We start from the raw sequence: 15441 nt of genomic DNA, 5'->3' as shown, positions 1-15441 counted from the left end.
TTAATTGCTTGTGGGTCAAAGCGGCGCTTTGCGCCGCTTTGTTTTTGTAAATTGCAAACCAAACCTAGCAAGGGTTTTAAAACACAAAATGGCTATGCCATTTTGTGTTTTGGTATTAATAGGATATGGGTATAAAATTAGGTCATGGATAGACGTAAGTTTTTAGTTGTAAGTGGGGCGGCGATCGCCACTCTTGGGGGATGTCAATTATCAAATCCTTTTGATCAGCGCGATCGCCTACGGATTCTAGGTATGTTAGGAGCCATACCCAGTAAAGTTATTAATCAATTTGAGTCCGCCTCTAAAATAAAAATTGAATTTAAAGCCGAAAATGCACCCTCAAAGCTTTGGCAAGAACTACAAAACTATCCCAATGTTGCTAAAGAAAAAGCACCGCATCTCATCAGTATTGGTGATAGTTGGCTAGATCAAGCGATCGCCAATTCTTTAATCCAACCCATCACGCCTGATCTGTTAGAAAAAATTCCGAAATGGCAAAAACTATCTCCCCTCTGGCAACAAAGCGTGACGCGCAATAATCAAGTCTGGGGTATTCCCTATCGCTGGGGTGCAACGGCGATCGCCTACCGTAGTGACAAACTGAAATTTAAGATTACTCAATGGTCAGACCTATGGCGACCAGAATTAAAACTAAAACTATCCCTACCCGACGATGCCCGTGAAGTAATTGGCTTAGTTTTAAAAAAGATGGGGCAATCCTATCAACTAGAAAACTTAGTTGAACGTCAAGATGTTTTCGCCACACTGACGCAAGAACTAAAAAGCCTTAACTCGCAGGTCTTAACCTATTCTTCTGATAATTATTTGCAGTCTCTATTAGCAGACGATACATTCGCCGCAGTGGGGTGGACGAGTGATATGCATAAAGCCCAAAGGCAAAACCCTAATCTGAGAGTAGTCATCCCTCAAGATGGCACATCTCTCTGGAGTGATCTTTGGGTAATACCTAAGGGCGAAGCCGCGATCGCGGCGGCGGAATGGATAAATTTTTGTCTAACGCCTGAGATTGCCGCTCAAATTACATCTTTGTCTGAGGCAGTTAGCGCATCTAGTGAGTTAGATCAAGTTCCCGCTAGTGTCAAAGCTGATCCGATCAAGTTTTTCTCACAAGATATCCTCGCTAAAAGTGAGTTAATCGCTCCTTTGTCTCCATCAACACTTACACAATATAAAGATCTTTGGACTAAGCTGCGATCGGGAACAATATAAACCCATATACTTCCTTATCCCAAGAGTTAGTGGTGCGGTGCAAAGCACCGCATCACTAATTCTTGGGGTTTGTTTTTTAATTCATAAAAGTACTGTCATACTTTCATAAATGGGTATTAGTTAGGAAAAATAAAAAACCAGAAGAGGAATGGCGGCGCTTCGCGCCACCATTCCTCTTCTGGTTTTCAACTATATCTAAGTGATTTGGCGTAATTAAGAAACAAATTTAAAACCTGTATAACTTACTTATCAAGCTGTACAAGTTTTTGAGGTTTATATTTAATTATGACTACTTATTTAGGTAAAAGTTTTAAATTGGTATAATTTGCCAATAGTAGTTAGTAAATAAAGAATATAGCGTTTATTAGTTTAGTGAAGTACGGGTTTGATTCCCCACCTTCTGCGGGGAATCAAACCTTTGTCCCTCGCTTGCTTATAAAAGGTTATATTTACTATTAGGAAATAAGTAAAGATGAAACTTTACATTTGGCGATCGCTATTCCAATACCCTAAATTAGTCTTGGTGACAATATTGCTGAGCGCAGTTAGTTGGTGCGCCCCAATTTTAGGACAGTCAAAAAGCATTAGTTCTTATGGCTTAGGAATAGTCCAAAGTTCATCTCAAAGAGAACAGATCAGATGTGCAGATTTAACTAACCTTGTTTCTATAGATTTGCTTGCTCCAGACGACGGTGCAAGAACACTTTCAGAACGTCCAACTTTTTATTGGTATATCGAGCATAAATCACTAGCATCTAAAAATTCAACGCAAGTAGGTTATAGCAATAATTTTTATGTAGATTTCTTCGTGAGAGATGGATTTGCTCGGAATGCAAAATCAATTTTTCGTTCTCGGTCAGAAGTAACTCCTAAAGTTAAGTCTGGTCTATATCGATTTGAGCTTCCAGCCAAGGCTCCTGCTCTTGAAGTAAATAAAACCTACAGTTGGCATATTCGTTATATGCAACTTAGCGGTCATGACCAGAGCGATGTTACTAATCAAATAGACATTAGAGCAATTGTCAAGCGAGAAAGTAATCCTTCAGTCATCAAGAAAGTACAAGCTGCTTCTACACATTTAGAGAAAGCGAGAATCTTTGCAAAAAATCTTTATTGGTATGATGCTCTTGATGCATACACCAAATGGATTGATGTAAATCCTAATGATAAAGAGGCTTTACAAGAGCGATTAGCAATGTTAGATCAATTAATGGAAAGGTATCCTAAGAAGAAATGTATTGGTAAATATAACGTAAACAATTCAAGCTTAATTAACTCTAAGCAGTCAATACCACAAATCATGAAATATAGCCCATCAAGATAATCAGAGTAATACCCCGCACGGAGTGCGGGGTATTACTCTATGTAGCGTATGGATAGTTATGATCGCTGCGTTTACGCCATTCCATTTCATTGTTAACAACTTTATATAGACATTCCTCAACGATAAATGGTGCATTACGCCAATTAATATCATCACGTTGCAAAATCCAACTCACTTGCTCAAGGGACTCTTCCAGTTCTGCTTCAAAACGAGCCAAAGGTAGAGGAATTTTTTCTAAATTTGGAGATTCTACACATACAGCGATCGCCTCTTTGAGGACAGCCACAACTTCTTTGCCATAAACTTCGCGCGCTCTTAGTCTCAGTGATTTATAGCCTTTTTCTGAAGTTGCATACATTGGAGGTAATCGATTTAATACATAGGCAGTAGCCTCTCCTAAATCGACGGTTTCAGCGATCGCAGGATGTAACTTCTGAATTTGGTGATAGGCAAGCGACAATACTAATTTTTCTAGTACATTACTAAATTGATAATTGACATCCACCATGTAGGTTTGAAAATCTTTAGCCTTCTGCTCATCCCGATTAGGATTGATTGATGTTTGAACCTGTCTACCTTTCCAAGAAATTTCAGGTGGTTTACGACCAAAAGCAGTTTCATCTCGACCAGCAGCATCGCGTTTACCTGTAACCATGTAGGTATTGCTAACGGCACTTTTAAGTTTGACTGTCATCAAGGCATTTTCTAGCGCCGTGGGAATATCTTTCCAAGAGGCATTTTCTGCGCCTAAAATTTGTTGGAGCGCAGCAAGCGATCGCGCATGACTGGCTACTTCCTGTGATGGCAGAGGTCTTACATCTCTTAATGCGTCAGGTTTCACACTCACGAGCGCCCGACGCACTGCCGATTCAATTTGCGATCGCATTTCGGTGGCGGCTTTTTTGCGCTGCCTCAGCCATCCTAATTTCGATGTGGCATACATCGGTGGCAGGCGATTGAGCGCATAGGCTGCGACTTCACTTAAATTAATCTGATCGCGTCGGTATTGCGGTAAGTGAGAGATTTGTAAATCAATTTCTGCAATTACCAGTTCCTCTATTGCATTTTTGCAACTTTGCATATCAAGCCGTCCCAAACCTAATATGAAATTGAAGTGTTTCTAAGGTTAAAAAATATTCAGTTTAGACTAATTGCAAATTTTTTGGGAATTGCAAAGAAATCAAAATTAAAATTATTTAGACATTATAGCAATTGACATAATACTTTCAAAAAAGTTCAAGTTCATAAATTTATATCTTTAACCCCAAGAAATTAGTGGCTCTTCGCGCCGCACCACTAATTCTTATTTTTTTTTGCTGCGATCAATACGATATAGCCAAATCATTAAAGCCAATACTCCAATTTGTAAAGCTAAGTTTCCTAGATTGGCTTCCAAATCTCCATTTCCAGCAATTAATCTCGCGAAAAAGATCACTGCTCCAATAAATCCCGATCCTGCAAAGGCTATATAAATAAATACGCGGAGTCCACGATAGGGGGATTTAGCTTCACGTCTTAGGCGATCATACTGCTCAGAATTTAGTTTAGACACGTTTTTTATTTAGCAAAATATCTTAACAGCCAAATAATTGATGGTGGCGCAAAGCGCCACCATCAATTATTTGGGTTTCATAGCTGTGCGATCGCATAGCCAAATAGTATTACCAGTAATCAGTCGTGATGGATATTGATTAACATCACCTTGAGGAGCTAACACCGCAGTTAAAGCTTTTGCCTTAGCTGCACCTTCGATCATGAAAATAATCTCTTTCGCTTGATTAATCAAAGGAACAGTCATCGTGATGCGCGGTTGACCATCTTTTTCGCCGACGGTTACAAGGCGATCGCCAACTTTGAGAGCCTTAGTATGTGGAAATAGCGAGGCTGTATGTCCATCGTCCCCCATTCCCAACAAAATCAGATCGAATCGAGGAAATGCTCCTGCACTGACACCAAAAAACTCTTGAATATGCTGCTCATATTGGGCAGCGGCGATCGCAGGATCAGTAGCATCAGTTGGCACTGCATGAATATTTGACTCAGGAATAGCGACATGATTCAGCCATGCTTGACGAGTCATCCCCTCATTACTTTGCGGATCGCTAACAGGTACATAGCGCTCATCTCCCCAAAAAACATGTACCTTTGACCAGTCCCATTCTTTATTTGCTAAGAGTTCATACAAAACACGGGGTGTACTACCACCTGCAGCAACAATGGTAAAGCGTGCATCTTTAGAAATTGCTTCATCATAGGCAATCTGACACAATAGCAATGCTCTTGAGGCAATTTCAGCGCGATCGTTCCAAATTTCTACCTGTCTAGCCATAAAAAATACCTCTGTAGCAAAAAAATGGTGAGAATAAACTAATCATCAACTTATGATGCATTTTGTATATTTTTTGATCGATTTTAATCAATATTCATCGATCAATCTTAAGAGAGGTGTCTTTTATTTCATTTTGTGTGATTTTTGACATTACTAACTAGTAAATGTATTAACCTATAAAATGTTAGAACAATATTAAGGTTAAAGGTAATCGTCATGACACCTGCTATCATACGCCTCTTCTGGGATTCAGTTAGCCAAGCACAGCCAAATCTACTCCTAAATCTTGATGATGATGGACTGATGAGCTGGTTGGTTGATCAAGTTCAGCAACGCTCATCGCTTGACTCCCATCAACAAAATGATCTCAGCAACTACATCAGCAATCGTCTGCCTTTAATTCGAGAAATGGCTTATCAGAATTAGTTCGCTTGAAGACGAGTCATTGTGATTTCGTTTAATTATAAGGTTTTTAAGATATTAATTTTTTATTCTGTTTTTTGAGTTCGGTTTAAGTGTATTCACTTTTCAAGTACTACTTTTTGATTAGTGAGAGTTTAACTATATATTTACGGGTATTTAGGGATATTTAGGGGTATTTAGGGTATTTTTCTGAAGGGGGGCATCTCAGATTTCTGACAGTACCATCCGCCAAAATGTTAGGATACTTGCCTGAGCTATGCGATCGCTGATTTCATTGCTCTACAAACTATTCACAGTTATTTCTAGCAATTATTTCTAGCGTATGTCATCTGCAAGAATCATCGATTTATTACGTAGCGGTCTAACTAGTCAGTCCTATATTGTTCGTGGTTGGGTACGGACAAAGCGTGAAGGGAAGGGAATTACTTTCTTAGAACTAAATGATGGTTCATCGCTACAGGGAATTCAAATAGTTTTGCCGCAAACGATTGATGACTATGCAACTCTAATTAAGCAAATCACTACAGGTACGTCGATTGAGGTGACTGGGACTTTAGTTGAGTCCATGGGCAAAGGACAAAGGGTGGAAATGCAAGCTACAGCGATCGCTGTTTTTGGTGTTGCCGATCCTGAGACTTATCCTTTGCAAAAAAAACGTCACTCGATCGAATTTCTTCGCACGATCGCGCATTTGCGTCCCCGTACAAATATGTTTGGGGCTGTATTTCGCGTGAGAAATGCTTGTGCCTTTGCAATTCACAAATTTTTTCAAGAACGGGGGTTTTTATGGGTACATACACCAATTGTCACTGCTAGCGATTGTGAAGGTGCGGGCGAGATGTTTGGGGTCACCACATTTGACCTAAATAAAGTAGCGGCGGCGGGTAAGCCTGTTGATTTTACCCAAGATTTTTTTGGAAAGCCAGCTTTTTTGACAGTCAGTGGTCAACTAGAAGCCGAAATCATGGCAACCGCCTTTTCTAACGTCTATACTTTTGGTCCTACTTTTCGCGCTGAGAACTCAAATACTTCCCGCCACCTTGCTGAGTTTTGGATGATTGAGCCAGAGGTCGCTTTTTGCGATCTCGAAGGTGATGCGGATCTAGCCGAAGATTTTCTCAAATATATTTTCAATTATGTTTTGGAAACTTGCCCAGAAGATATGGAGTTTTTCCAAGAACGGGTAAATGATCAAGTAATGACCAATGCTCGCAAAATCATTGATCAAAAATTTGAGCGAATTACCTATACAGAGGCGATCGCCATTCTCGAAAAATGTAGTAAAACCTTTGAGTTTCCCGTTTCGTGGGGATTAGATCTGCAATCGGAACATGAGCGCTTTTTAGCCGAAGAACATTTTCAAAAGCCCGTGATTGTCATGGATTATCCACTGGGAATCAAAGCATTTTATATGCGGGTGAATGAAGATACCGCCAGCGATCGCCAAACTGTAAGAGCTATGGATATTCTCGCTCCGGGAGTTGGAGAAATTATCGGCGGTTCGCAGCGTGAAGAACGCCTTGATGTACTGGAAGCCAGAATTCGCAGTGTTGGTCTAAATCCTGAAGATTATTGGTGGTATTTAGATTTACGTCGTTATGGCACTGTGCCTCATGCTGGTTTTGGGCTTGGCTTTGAGCGTCTAGTGCAGTTCATTACAGGCATGGGAAATATTCGAGATGTAATTCCCTTTCCTCGATTTCCTCAAAGTGCAGAGTTTTAGGCAACATAAAGGGCGCAACGCGCCCTTTATGCTTCGTGAGCTAATTTGCCCATGATGTAAGTCGCGGCGATCGCCCGATCGTCGCCCATAATGATCGTCGCAAATAGTTGATCGGAGATTTCGGCAAGTGTTGGGGCGATCGCTTCTGAAGATTGATTTCTTAACGCCATAATTGGTGTTGAGTGCAGATTTAGCACCACAAAATCAGCTTCTTTCCCAATTTCAAAATTACCTAATTTATCCTCAAGACATAACGCTCTTGCTCCCCCCAAAGTCGCTAAAAATAGTGCTTGAAACGCTGATAATTTTTGCGATCGCAATTGAGCAACTTGATAAGCTGCACTAGCAGTTTTCAAAATTGAAAAACTAGTTCCTGCACCGACATCGGTTCCTAAGCCAACTTTCACAGGAGTTTCTGAAGATTTAGCTTTCTCTAATTTGAATAGTCCGCTCCCCAAAAATAGATTAGAAGTTGGGCAAAAGGCGATCGCCGATTTTGCTTCTGATAATCTGGTAAATTCGCGATCGGTAAGTTGGACTCCATGAGCAAATACCGATCTTTCAGTGACTAAACCTGCTCGATCGTAGACATCTAGATAACCATCGCTTTCAGGGAACTCAGCAACAACCGCTTCTACTTCTTTTACATTCTCTGAAAGATGCGTATGTAAATAAACATCAGGATATTCCTGCAAAAGTTTACTGATATTAGTTAATTGTTCTGGGGTTGATGTCAGCGCAAATCTTGGGGTAACAGCATAAAGTAAGCGATCGCACTTATGCCACTTCTCAATTAACTGCTTAGTTTCTAGATACGAAGATAAGGCTGTATCTCTTAAAAACTCTGGAGCATTACGATCCATCATTACTTTGCCAGCAATCATCCGCAAATTACGACGCTGTGCTTCTTCAAAAAAAGCATCCGTTGATTGTGGGAATACTGCGGTAAATACCAAGGCAGTTGTAGTTCCATTTCGCAATAACTCATTGAGAAAAATAGAGGCAATCTCTAGGGCATAGTTGCGATCGGCAAACTTTCGCTCTGTCGGGAATGTATAGGTACTTAGCCATTCTAATAACTGCTCGCCATAGGAAGCAATCATTTCTGTCTGTGGGAAATGAATATGCGTATCAATGAATCCTGAGACAATTAGGCGATCACGATACTCTGTAATTGGAAGATCTACATATTTAGCTTGCAGATCTTGGTAGTTACCTAAATCTTTGACTTTGCCATTTTCAACTATCAGCAAACCATCGGAAAAGTAGCGGATACAATCAGATTCTGGGGCATAGAATGGATCAGCGATCGCATCTAGAAAGCTGGCTCGAAATCCTTTGATAGAGTGATGTTGCATAGTTAAGAAAATAGTGATCGATCAAAAAATACTTGTTTTAATGAAGTTATTTATAGTAGAACTATTTTTGGCATTTTTTGATCTTGACTGTAGTCGCCAAAAGTACAATACATCCCTAGAAAGTCCTTATAACATTCATAAAATCAAGATATTGTTGTGAGTCTGCTTTATTTCACTAATGGGCAAAAACATCCGCATATCCTAGTAAATCTAAATAAACAAGGGTAGGAATATGGGCAAAGCAGGCTTTCGCTAAATCATAGCGATTTTCTCGAATCAGCATATCAATTAGTTTTCGATAAACAGATAATAAATATCGAACGTCATTAGCTGCATACTGTAGTTGGGCTTCTGACAGAACTTGAACATTTCCCCAGTCTGATGATTGCGAAGTTTTATCTAGTTCAATCTTTTCAAGTTCGCGGACCAATTCCTTTAAACCATGCTTGTCGGTATATGTCCTAGCCAGTTTGCTAGCAATTTTAGTGCAGAAAATTGGATGCGTGGCAATGCCGAGATGGGCTTCCAGCATCGCTACATCAAACCTTGCAAAATGAAAGACCTTATTAACTTCAGGCGATTCAAACAAATACTTAAGGTTGGGCGCATCTTTGATACCCTGTGCAATTCTGACTAAACTTACAGTTTCATCGTCATTACAAATTTGAATTAAACATAGGCGATCGCGTCTGGGAATCAATCCCATAGTTTCAGTATCAATGGCGATCGCCTCACAGCCAAGATATTCTTGAAGAGTTTCAAAATCAATATCGTTATCAAAAATTTTAAAAGCAGGCATCTTAATTTATCGGTTAGATTTCTCAAGTAATTTTAGGGTTTATACAGACTTATGCAACCTATTTGTTAAACTTGGCAAAATTTGACAAATACTTTTACCCTGAAAATAGCGATCAAATAGTAAATCTTCAAGTAGCAACAACATTTGGAGATTCTATAGCTTTGAAAAAGTTACGTAACCTCAGTTCGGGTTAATTTTAAATTCTAGAGAGGTTTCGCGGCGCGAAACCTCTCTAGAAACCACAACAGTAAAAGCCTTGCTTCGCGAGGCTTTTACTGTTGTGGTTTTTGCATTGCCATATTTATATAGCGCTCCTAAATGATTTGTAAGATTTGGAGAGTTGTGAGAGTGCGCCCCTTCGGGGCGCACTCTCACAACCCATTTAGGATTGCTATATCGAACTGACGTTACATTTACCAATAAATTAACGTCAGTTCGACGAAAGCGAAAAATGGGAAGAATCGCTAAGCGATTCTTCCCATTTTTCGCCAAATGCGTAAGTAGCGCACCATAATTAAAACCTAAACCCAGAAAGCTGTCCCGCCCGCGTAGCGGGTGGGACAGCTTTCTGGGTTTTTTAGCTTACTTATACCTAGCTACTTACCTTTAAAAATAAGCGTTTAGTACCATGACTCAAACATATGCAACTCAATATAATTCGTATGGAAGTAAGTTTCTCCTAAGTAGATTTTATTCAGTTAAGCATGTGGTCGTAAGTAAAAAAATCTCACAAGCTATAACGAAGACCTAGCGATCGTTATGTAGGCTAAGGGATTTTATCCCAACTTAAACCTAAGCTAATTGGTAATTTTCACTAAGTAGCTAGGCTTAAGTAATACCAAATTAAGAAATGACGTAGCCATTTCTTAATTTAAAAAACCTTACTGGATTTGGCTTATACCAATTCACAAAAGTGTGGGTCACACTTTTGTGAATTGGTATAAGCCAGAAGCCTAGAAGATAGTTTTGTCCACTACGCGGGCAAAACTATCTCTGGTTTTGAGTCTTAATTAAGCTGAACTTATATAGCGATTTTTAACCAATCGAGGTACAACGGTTTGTTCCCCCGCCTTTGGCGGAGGCTTCACTAGACTGAAATGCTATATATAGCAATCCTAAATAGGATGTGAGAGTGCGCCCCGAAGGGGCGTACTCTCACATCACTCAAAATCTTACAACTCATTTAGGAGCGCTATATAGCGGTTTTCAAGCAAGCGAGGTACAAAGTTTTGTTTCCCCGCCTTCGGCGGGGAAACAAAACCGTACTTCACCAGACTGATAAACGCTATATAGCATTACTAAATGAAAATTACTAAATGAAAATTACTAAATACTTACATAGCAACTTTAATATATTGAATTCGACAAAGGAAATAAATCTCAACCATTGTAAACTCTAAACTTTTTAACCAATAGCTTCAATGACAAACGACTAGAAACCTGTCCAAAACAATAAGTTATTTGAAGGAAATAAGTTTAGATGAATTTTTTGTTGATTAGTATAATGTATGGCAGTCCTAAATAGTTGATGAATAAGCTTTACGTAACGATAAACCCAACCCTTAATTCATCAAACCATAAAAAGCTAAGAATTGCTATAGTCTGATCTAAAGTTCAATTTTTTACTCTTGTTCAAGCAAATATTGACATGTCACAGTTTAATAATCAAAATCAATTTAGTCGTTTCTCTGAGCCAGTAACTGACATAACAGCGGGTAGTATAGAGAAGGCTCAGCAACATATTTATAATTTCTTTTTAGGAATTATTAAACATTATGAAGCTGAATTAATATTAAGTCAATTTGAGAAACTATTTATTAAATATGAAGAGATTGAAAATGTTAATGCTTACTACGCTTTAGGGGAAATCATATTTCATGATAAAGAGAATGAGTTTAAGTACGCTCTTTTACGTTGTTGTTATATTCTTAATAACAATTGGGCGATCAATGGAAATATTAATGCTTGTCAAAAACTAGTTGATCTTTTTTTGTCAGATTCTATTGGCATTCCTACTAAAATTCACAAATTAAAGAAGTTAAGATATTGGCTACAAAAATTTGTTCAGTCTGAAGAATATAATACTCTGCGATCGCTCTCAGGTCGAGCTGGCATAAGCAAGAGCTATCATAATTGGAGTGAACGTTTTTCCTCCTATCTACTCATTTCAGAATATGCCGATCCAAGAAAACCTTTAGAACAACGCCAATATGCGGCAAATTTATCTCGCAAGATTAAGAAACAATTTAAGTTTGATCTTGCTATGTATACAGCGCGTATTGACTCAAGATTAGGTACAAATCCTCAACGTCCAAATCCAACCAATTTGGGTGATGGAGTACTACTTTTAATTAAAAGAGTCTTAAATAAGCAGGGTAATGAAAACTATAGAAAAGCTGCTAGGAAATTTTATGAACAAATTCAGAATATAACTTTCTTAGAATTCAAGATCAGATTACTTAATTATCTTGGGATATCACAAGATGATTTAGAAATTTCTGAGGTGTTGCGGTTGACAGTTGTGGAGAAATTAAAGCATTTTCAAGAACATCGCGATGAAGAAATAATGCCAATTAGTTTGTTGTATGCAACTTGCAATCGTGTTTTGCAATACTTGCTATTGAATGAACGCCGCAAGCCTTCTGAATTTTTACAGTTATCACTAGAATATGATAATTTTCTGAACCCTACAATTTTATTACTGAAAATTGTCCTGATTCTGCCGCATATTCGTTTTTATTTGGAAAGCTATATCGCTGAATTACTCAAGTTTTACAGCGTATATGATGAAACAGAATGTCGCGCATTCATTAATTTTCTTGATGTTTTGAATGTCACCTTAGCAATTTTCGATGAGGATACAGACTATAGCTTAATTAAAATGAAAAATGCTGACAACGATCTAGTCGATATAAATTTAGAAAACTATCGGGTATTTTCGCAGTTAAAGAGGTTTGTAGATCTAGAGCAGAAATCAGTTGAGCAATTTGAGCGGCTAGAGCAAGAAGATACGACTAAAACTTTAAATTTTTAATATCCCATAGCAATATGTGGCTGTATCTTTATGATTGAGATTCTATCCATTCAAAAACTCGATTCCAAGCCCACCAGCGATCGCGATCGCCATATTTGTGTTGGCAATTTTTGCTACTAACATAACCGACATGACCACCGTGTTCTGTAACCATGAGTTTAATAGCAGGATTATCTTCAGCAATTTTTTCTAAATCGGCAATGATCGTTGGGTCAAACATTGGGTCATCCGCAGCATAAAGAACCAAGGTTGGCTTTTGCAAATGCGGCATGAAATATAACGGACAACTTGCATCGTAATATTCCTCCACCGAGTCAAAGCCTAATTTGGCGATCGTCAATTCATTATCAAATCCCCAGATGCTGTTTGCTCTCTCTACCGCATCACGATCAATTGATTCAGGATGCATTTTTGCCATGCCACGTCCTAGTTTCTTCAATTCACGGGCGATCGCCTTTTCCAGAAATCGACCCAGTTCATCTTTGACCAAATAGGTAAGCGATCGATTCGAGTCAACACTTGGGCAAATGACGGCTCCGCCTGCGATGTCAGCAGATGTAATATCTAAATCACTCCCCCAGCTAGCGATCGCCTCTCCCGCCTTAATCCCCCATAACGCCAATTGTCCACCGAGGGAATAGCCCGTCAGCCAAAAGGGTGATGGACATCCTAATTGTTTGGCGGTATTGGCGATCCTAATAAAATCTTCACCTTCATATAGACCATCAGAGGTTAGCGCTGGTGAAAGCTCAGCAGTTTTGCCATGCGCTCGCCAATCAAATAAAACGACAGCATATCCCTTAGCGATCGCCTTCCGCCCTAAAATCTTGAGAAACCATTGATTATCCAAATCCCCAGTGATGCCATAGGTTCCAACAATAGTTCCTTTCGCATTTTGCGGAATTGCATACTTACCAAAGATCGGCACACCATTTGCACCTGTAAAAATATGCTCTTGATAAATAGGCTCTGGTTCAACTGTGAAGTTTTCCCATTTTCGACTCACCCGCAAAGCAGTATAAAGGGTCATTAGCAGACCATTGGTGAGATGCCAAGGTGGGGTATAAAGCATACTAAATGGTAATTAATTGCATTTCTTTACACTTTAACTATAGCAATTCTAAATTATTTTTGAATTTGAATTATTAGCAATATATATCAATTCTAAATAATTCATGATAATACATCTTTAAGATGCATTATCATGAATTATTTAATCGCACAAATGTAATAGAAATGCTATAAGTATCTGGGCATAATTAAAGCTCAGATACTTATGTCGATATGTATATATAAATTGTAATTCTTTAAAAGGCATGACAAACTGAATTTTATCAATTAGTTTTTACTGATTAGGTCTCATTTTCTGGTTATAAGATACAAATAGTTATAAATACTTGTATCTCTCAGTTTATTCAGTTTAAGGAGAAAGCAAATATGTTTAATCGGATTGATCCGATTGAAAGAGTTCACTACATTACACCTAATTTGAGGTGGGTTAAATGGTTGTTATTTAGTGGATTTTTACTAACAGGATTCCCCACAGATACTATTGCACAACAATCTCGTGCTACCACAATTAGCAGTGAAAAGAAAGCGGATCAGAATGTTAAAGAAACTCTTCAAAACATTCGCACTCTTTCACCCACAAATCCAAAAGACTCGGAGTCAGTAACATCAGTTTCTCAATTGAGTGATGTGCGATCAACTGATTGGTCATTTACTGCCGTGCAATCTTTGGTTGAACGCTATGCATGTATTACGGGTTATCCTGATGCTACATTTCGCGGACAAAAAAAACTTTCACGCTACGAATTTGCGGCTGGTTTGAATGCTTGTTTGGACAAAATCAACGAAATTATTACCACAGGCTTAGCCGATAAGGTTAGCAAAGAAGATCTTGCTACTATTCAAAAACTTCAAGAAGAATTTGCTGCTGAGTTGGCGATATTGCGGGGGCGAGTGGATACGCTAGAAGCAAAAACTTCAAAATTAGAAGCTCAGCAATTCTCAACGACAACTAAGCTGTATGGACAGGCTATATTTGGCTTGCAGGGGCGATTGCGTAACTCGGCTGACTTGAGTCCTCGAGATGGAATCTTGACTGCTGATGAAGTCGATCCCTCGACCAATCTGACCTTGGGTTACAATCTACAGCTTAGTTTACTGACCCAATTTGATTTTCATAATCGGAGCTTACTCTTAGTCGGGCTGCGCGCTGCCAATTTGACTACGGACTCAGGTAATATTTTTCAAGACAACTTTACTCGTCTTAGTTATGAGGGTAATTCGGCAAGTACATTTTTGCTTTCTGATTTGTCCTATCGCTTCATGGTGGGAGATAATGCCGTACTTATCGTTGGGACGGAAGGTGTCAATCCAGCAACTGTTTTTCGGGGACCTAATCGAGTCGAAAGTGCTGGTTTGGGACCAATATCGAATTTTGCTCAGCGCAATCCGATATTAGACGTTGGACGGAGTCGCGCAGGTGTGGGCTTTGATTGGCAAATTGCCGATCGCATCAGTTTTCAGGGTACATATGCCGCAGGCGATCCCGCAAATCCAACCACCTTAGGCAATGGTGGGGGCTTATTCGGTAGTGATTACACATTAGGAGGACAGCTAACACTGACACCGACTAATGCGATCGATGTCGCTTTGTATTACCTCCATGCTTATACGACTGGTGGCTTTTTAAAAATATCCTCTGGTGATAGTTTCATCAGCACTGATGGTGCAAATTTTCTGACTGATGCGATCGGAGCAACGCTTAACTGGCGACTTAGTCCCTACCTTACACTTGGCACATGGGGCGGTTATACAAAATCCAATGCTGTCAATTTTGGAAGTGGAACTGTAGAAACGACAAACTGGATGGTCTATCTTAATTTGTTCGATTTGTTTGGGCGCGGTAACCTTGGTGGTATTTACGTTGGGCAACCACCCAAAATCGTCAGCAGCAATCTTTCAATCGGTAACTTTCCGAGTGCTCTTGGATTGAATGAAGTTGCCTTTGGTGCAGTAGGTTCTCAGCCAGCTAGTACCACCCATGTGGAACTCTTTTATCGCTATCGAATTTCTGACAATATCAACATCACCCCAGGAGTGATCTTTCTATTTAATCCTGTGCACACATCTACAAGTGACACAATTACAATCGGCACAATTCGCACCACTTTTATGTTTTAGTCATGGATTGGAATTTTTTTAGTACAGAAATT

General features: G+C 39.2%; 12 protein-coding genes. 6 read left to right on the top strand and 6 right to left on the bottom strand.

The genetic code is table 11. From position 1 onward, the window contains the following. Positions 1–144 precede the first annotated feature (144 nt). Both VB775_RS16140 and VB775_RS16135 read left to right on the top strand, forming a co-directional pair. Positions 145–1230, top strand: a complete 1086-nt coding sequence (locus VB775_RS16140; protein WP_281007705.1) for an extracellular solute-binding protein — start codon at positions 145–147, stop codon at positions 1228–1230. Between the two features lie 472 nt (positions 1231–1702). Continuing rightward, positions 1703–2554: a DUF928 domain-containing protein gene (locus VB775_RS16135; protein ID WP_281007706.1), complete on the top strand. Its 852-nt coding sequence runs from the start codon at positions 1703–1705 to the stop codon at positions 2552–2554. Positions 2555–2591: 37 nt separating this feature from the next. Here the strand turns inward: VB775_RS16135 and VB775_RS16130 are convergent, their stop codons facing one another. The 3 genes from VB775_RS16130 to pgl form a co-directional block, all read right to left on the bottom strand. Beyond that, positions 2592–3635 carry a late competence development ComFB family protein gene (locus VB775_RS16130; protein ID WP_281007707.1) on the bottom strand — a complete coding sequence of 348 codons (1044 nt, stop codon included), beginning with the start codon at positions 3633–3635 and terminating at the stop codon, positions 2592–2594. 222 nt (positions 3636–3857) lie between these two features. Continuing rightward, positions 3858–4106 (bottom strand): DUF3493 domain-containing protein, encoded by a 249-nt coding sequence (locus VB775_RS16125; protein ID WP_281007708.1) that lies wholly within the window; start codon positions 4104–4106, stop codon positions 3858–3860. A 66-nt stretch (positions 4107–4172) separates the two neighbouring features. Continuing rightward, the gene (gene pgl / locus VB775_RS16120) at positions 4173–4883 is read right to left on the bottom strand and encodes a 6-phosphogluconolactonase (protein ID WP_281007709.1); all 711 of its coding nucleotides are present in this window, start codon (positions 4881–4883) and stop codon (positions 4173–4175) included. Positions 4884–5099: 216 nt separating this feature from the next. On the opposite strand from pgl, the gene VB775_RS16115 reads away from it, so the two are divergent. Then, the gene (locus VB775_RS16115; protein ID WP_103667564.1) at positions 5100–5309 is read left to right on the top strand and encodes a hypothetical protein; all 210 of its coding nucleotides are present in this window, start codon (positions 5100–5102) and stop codon (positions 5307–5309) included. Between the two features lie 319 nt (positions 5310–5628). After that, a complete protein-coding gene (gene asnS, locus VB775_RS16110; protein WP_281007710.1) occupies positions 5629–7029 on the top strand; it encodes an asparagine--tRNA ligase in 1401 nt (466 codons plus the stop codon). A gap of 26 nt (positions 7030–7055) precedes the next feature. On the opposite strand, the gene guaD is transcribed toward asnS, so the two are convergent. Then, complete coding sequence (gene guaD, locus VB775_RS16105; RefSeq protein WP_281007711.1) at positions 7056–8387, bottom strand: guanine deaminase; 1332 nt, start codon at positions 8385–8387, stop codon at positions 7056–7058. Positions 8388–8562: 175 nt separating this feature from the next. Then, entirely contained in the window at positions 8563–9192 is a 630-nt protein-coding gene (locus VB775_RS16100) for a ribonuclease D (RefSeq protein WP_407072955.1), read from the bottom strand. 1642 nt (positions 9193–10834) lie between these two features. On the opposite strand from VB775_RS16100, the gene VB775_RS16095 reads away from it, so the two are divergent. Next, on the top strand, positions 10835–12220 hold the full coding sequence (locus VB775_RS16095) for a hypothetical protein (protein WP_281007713.1): 1386 nt from the start codon (positions 10835–10837) through the stop codon (positions 12218–12220). Between the two features lie 28 nt (positions 12221–12248). Here the strand turns inward: VB775_RS16095 and VB775_RS16090 are convergent, their stop codons facing one another. Next, on the bottom strand, positions 12249–13292 hold the full coding sequence (locus VB775_RS16090) for a YheT family hydrolase (RefSeq protein ID WP_281007714.1): 1044 nt from the start codon (positions 13290–13292) through the stop codon (positions 12249–12251). Between the two features lie 365 nt (positions 13293–13657). Here VB775_RS16090 and VB775_RS16085 point away from each other — a divergent pair, with 365 nt between their 5' ends. Next, entirely contained in the window at positions 13658–15409 is a 1752-nt protein-coding gene (locus VB775_RS16085; RefSeq protein ID WP_281007715.1) for an iron uptake porin, read from the top strand. Positions 15410–15441: the final 32 nt, after the last annotated feature.

This window comes from Pseudanabaena sp. CCNP1317 (genome assembly GCF_034931345.1).
Lineage (GTDB): Bacteria > Cyanobacteriota > Cyanobacteriia > Pseudanabaenales > Pseudanabaenaceae > Pseudanabaena > Pseudanabaena galeata.
This window is presented reverse-complemented; position numbering and strand designations above follow the sequence as displayed.

What these genes read in the sequence shown, in the direction of transcription:
- VB775_RS16140 (WP_281007705.1), top strand. Translation starts at nt 145, where the DNA reads ATGGATAGACGTAAGTTTTTAGTTGTAAGTGGGGCGGCGATCGCCACT.
- VB775_RS16135 (WP_281007706.1), top strand. Translation starts at nt 1,703, where the DNA reads ATGAAACTTTACATTTGGCGATCGCTATTCCAATACCCTAAATTAGTC.
- VB775_RS16130 (WP_281007707.1), bottom strand. Translation starts at nt 3,635, where the DNA reads ATGCAAAGTTGCAAAAATGCAATAGAGGAACTGGTAATTGCAGAAATT.
- pgl (WP_281007709.1), bottom strand. Translation starts at nt 4,883, where the DNA reads ATGGCTAGACAGGTAGAAATTTGGAACGATCGCGCTGAAATTGCCTCA.
- VB775_RS16115 (WP_103667564.1), top strand. Translation starts at nt 5,100, where the DNA reads ATGACACCTGCTATCATACGCCTCTTCTGGGATTCAGTTAGCCAAGCA.
- asnS (WP_281007710.1), top strand. Translation starts at nt 5,629, where the DNA reads ATGTCATCTGCAAGAATCATCGATTTATTACGTAGCGGTCTAACTAGT.
- guaD (WP_281007711.1), bottom strand. Translation starts at nt 8,387, where the DNA reads ATGCAACATCACTCTATCAAAGGATTTCGAGCCAGCTTTCTAGATGCG.
- VB775_RS16095 (WP_281007713.1), top strand. Translation starts at nt 10,835, where the DNA reads ATGTCACAGTTTAATAATCAAAATCAATTTAGTCGTTTCTCTGAGCCA.
- VB775_RS16090 (WP_281007714.1), bottom strand. Translation starts at nt 13,292, where the DNA reads ATGCTTTATACCCCACCTTGGCATCTCACCAATGGTCTGCTAATGACC.
- VB775_RS16085 (WP_281007715.1), top strand. Translation starts at nt 13,658, where the DNA reads ATGTTTAATCGGATTGATCCGATTGAAAGAGTTCACTACATTACACCT.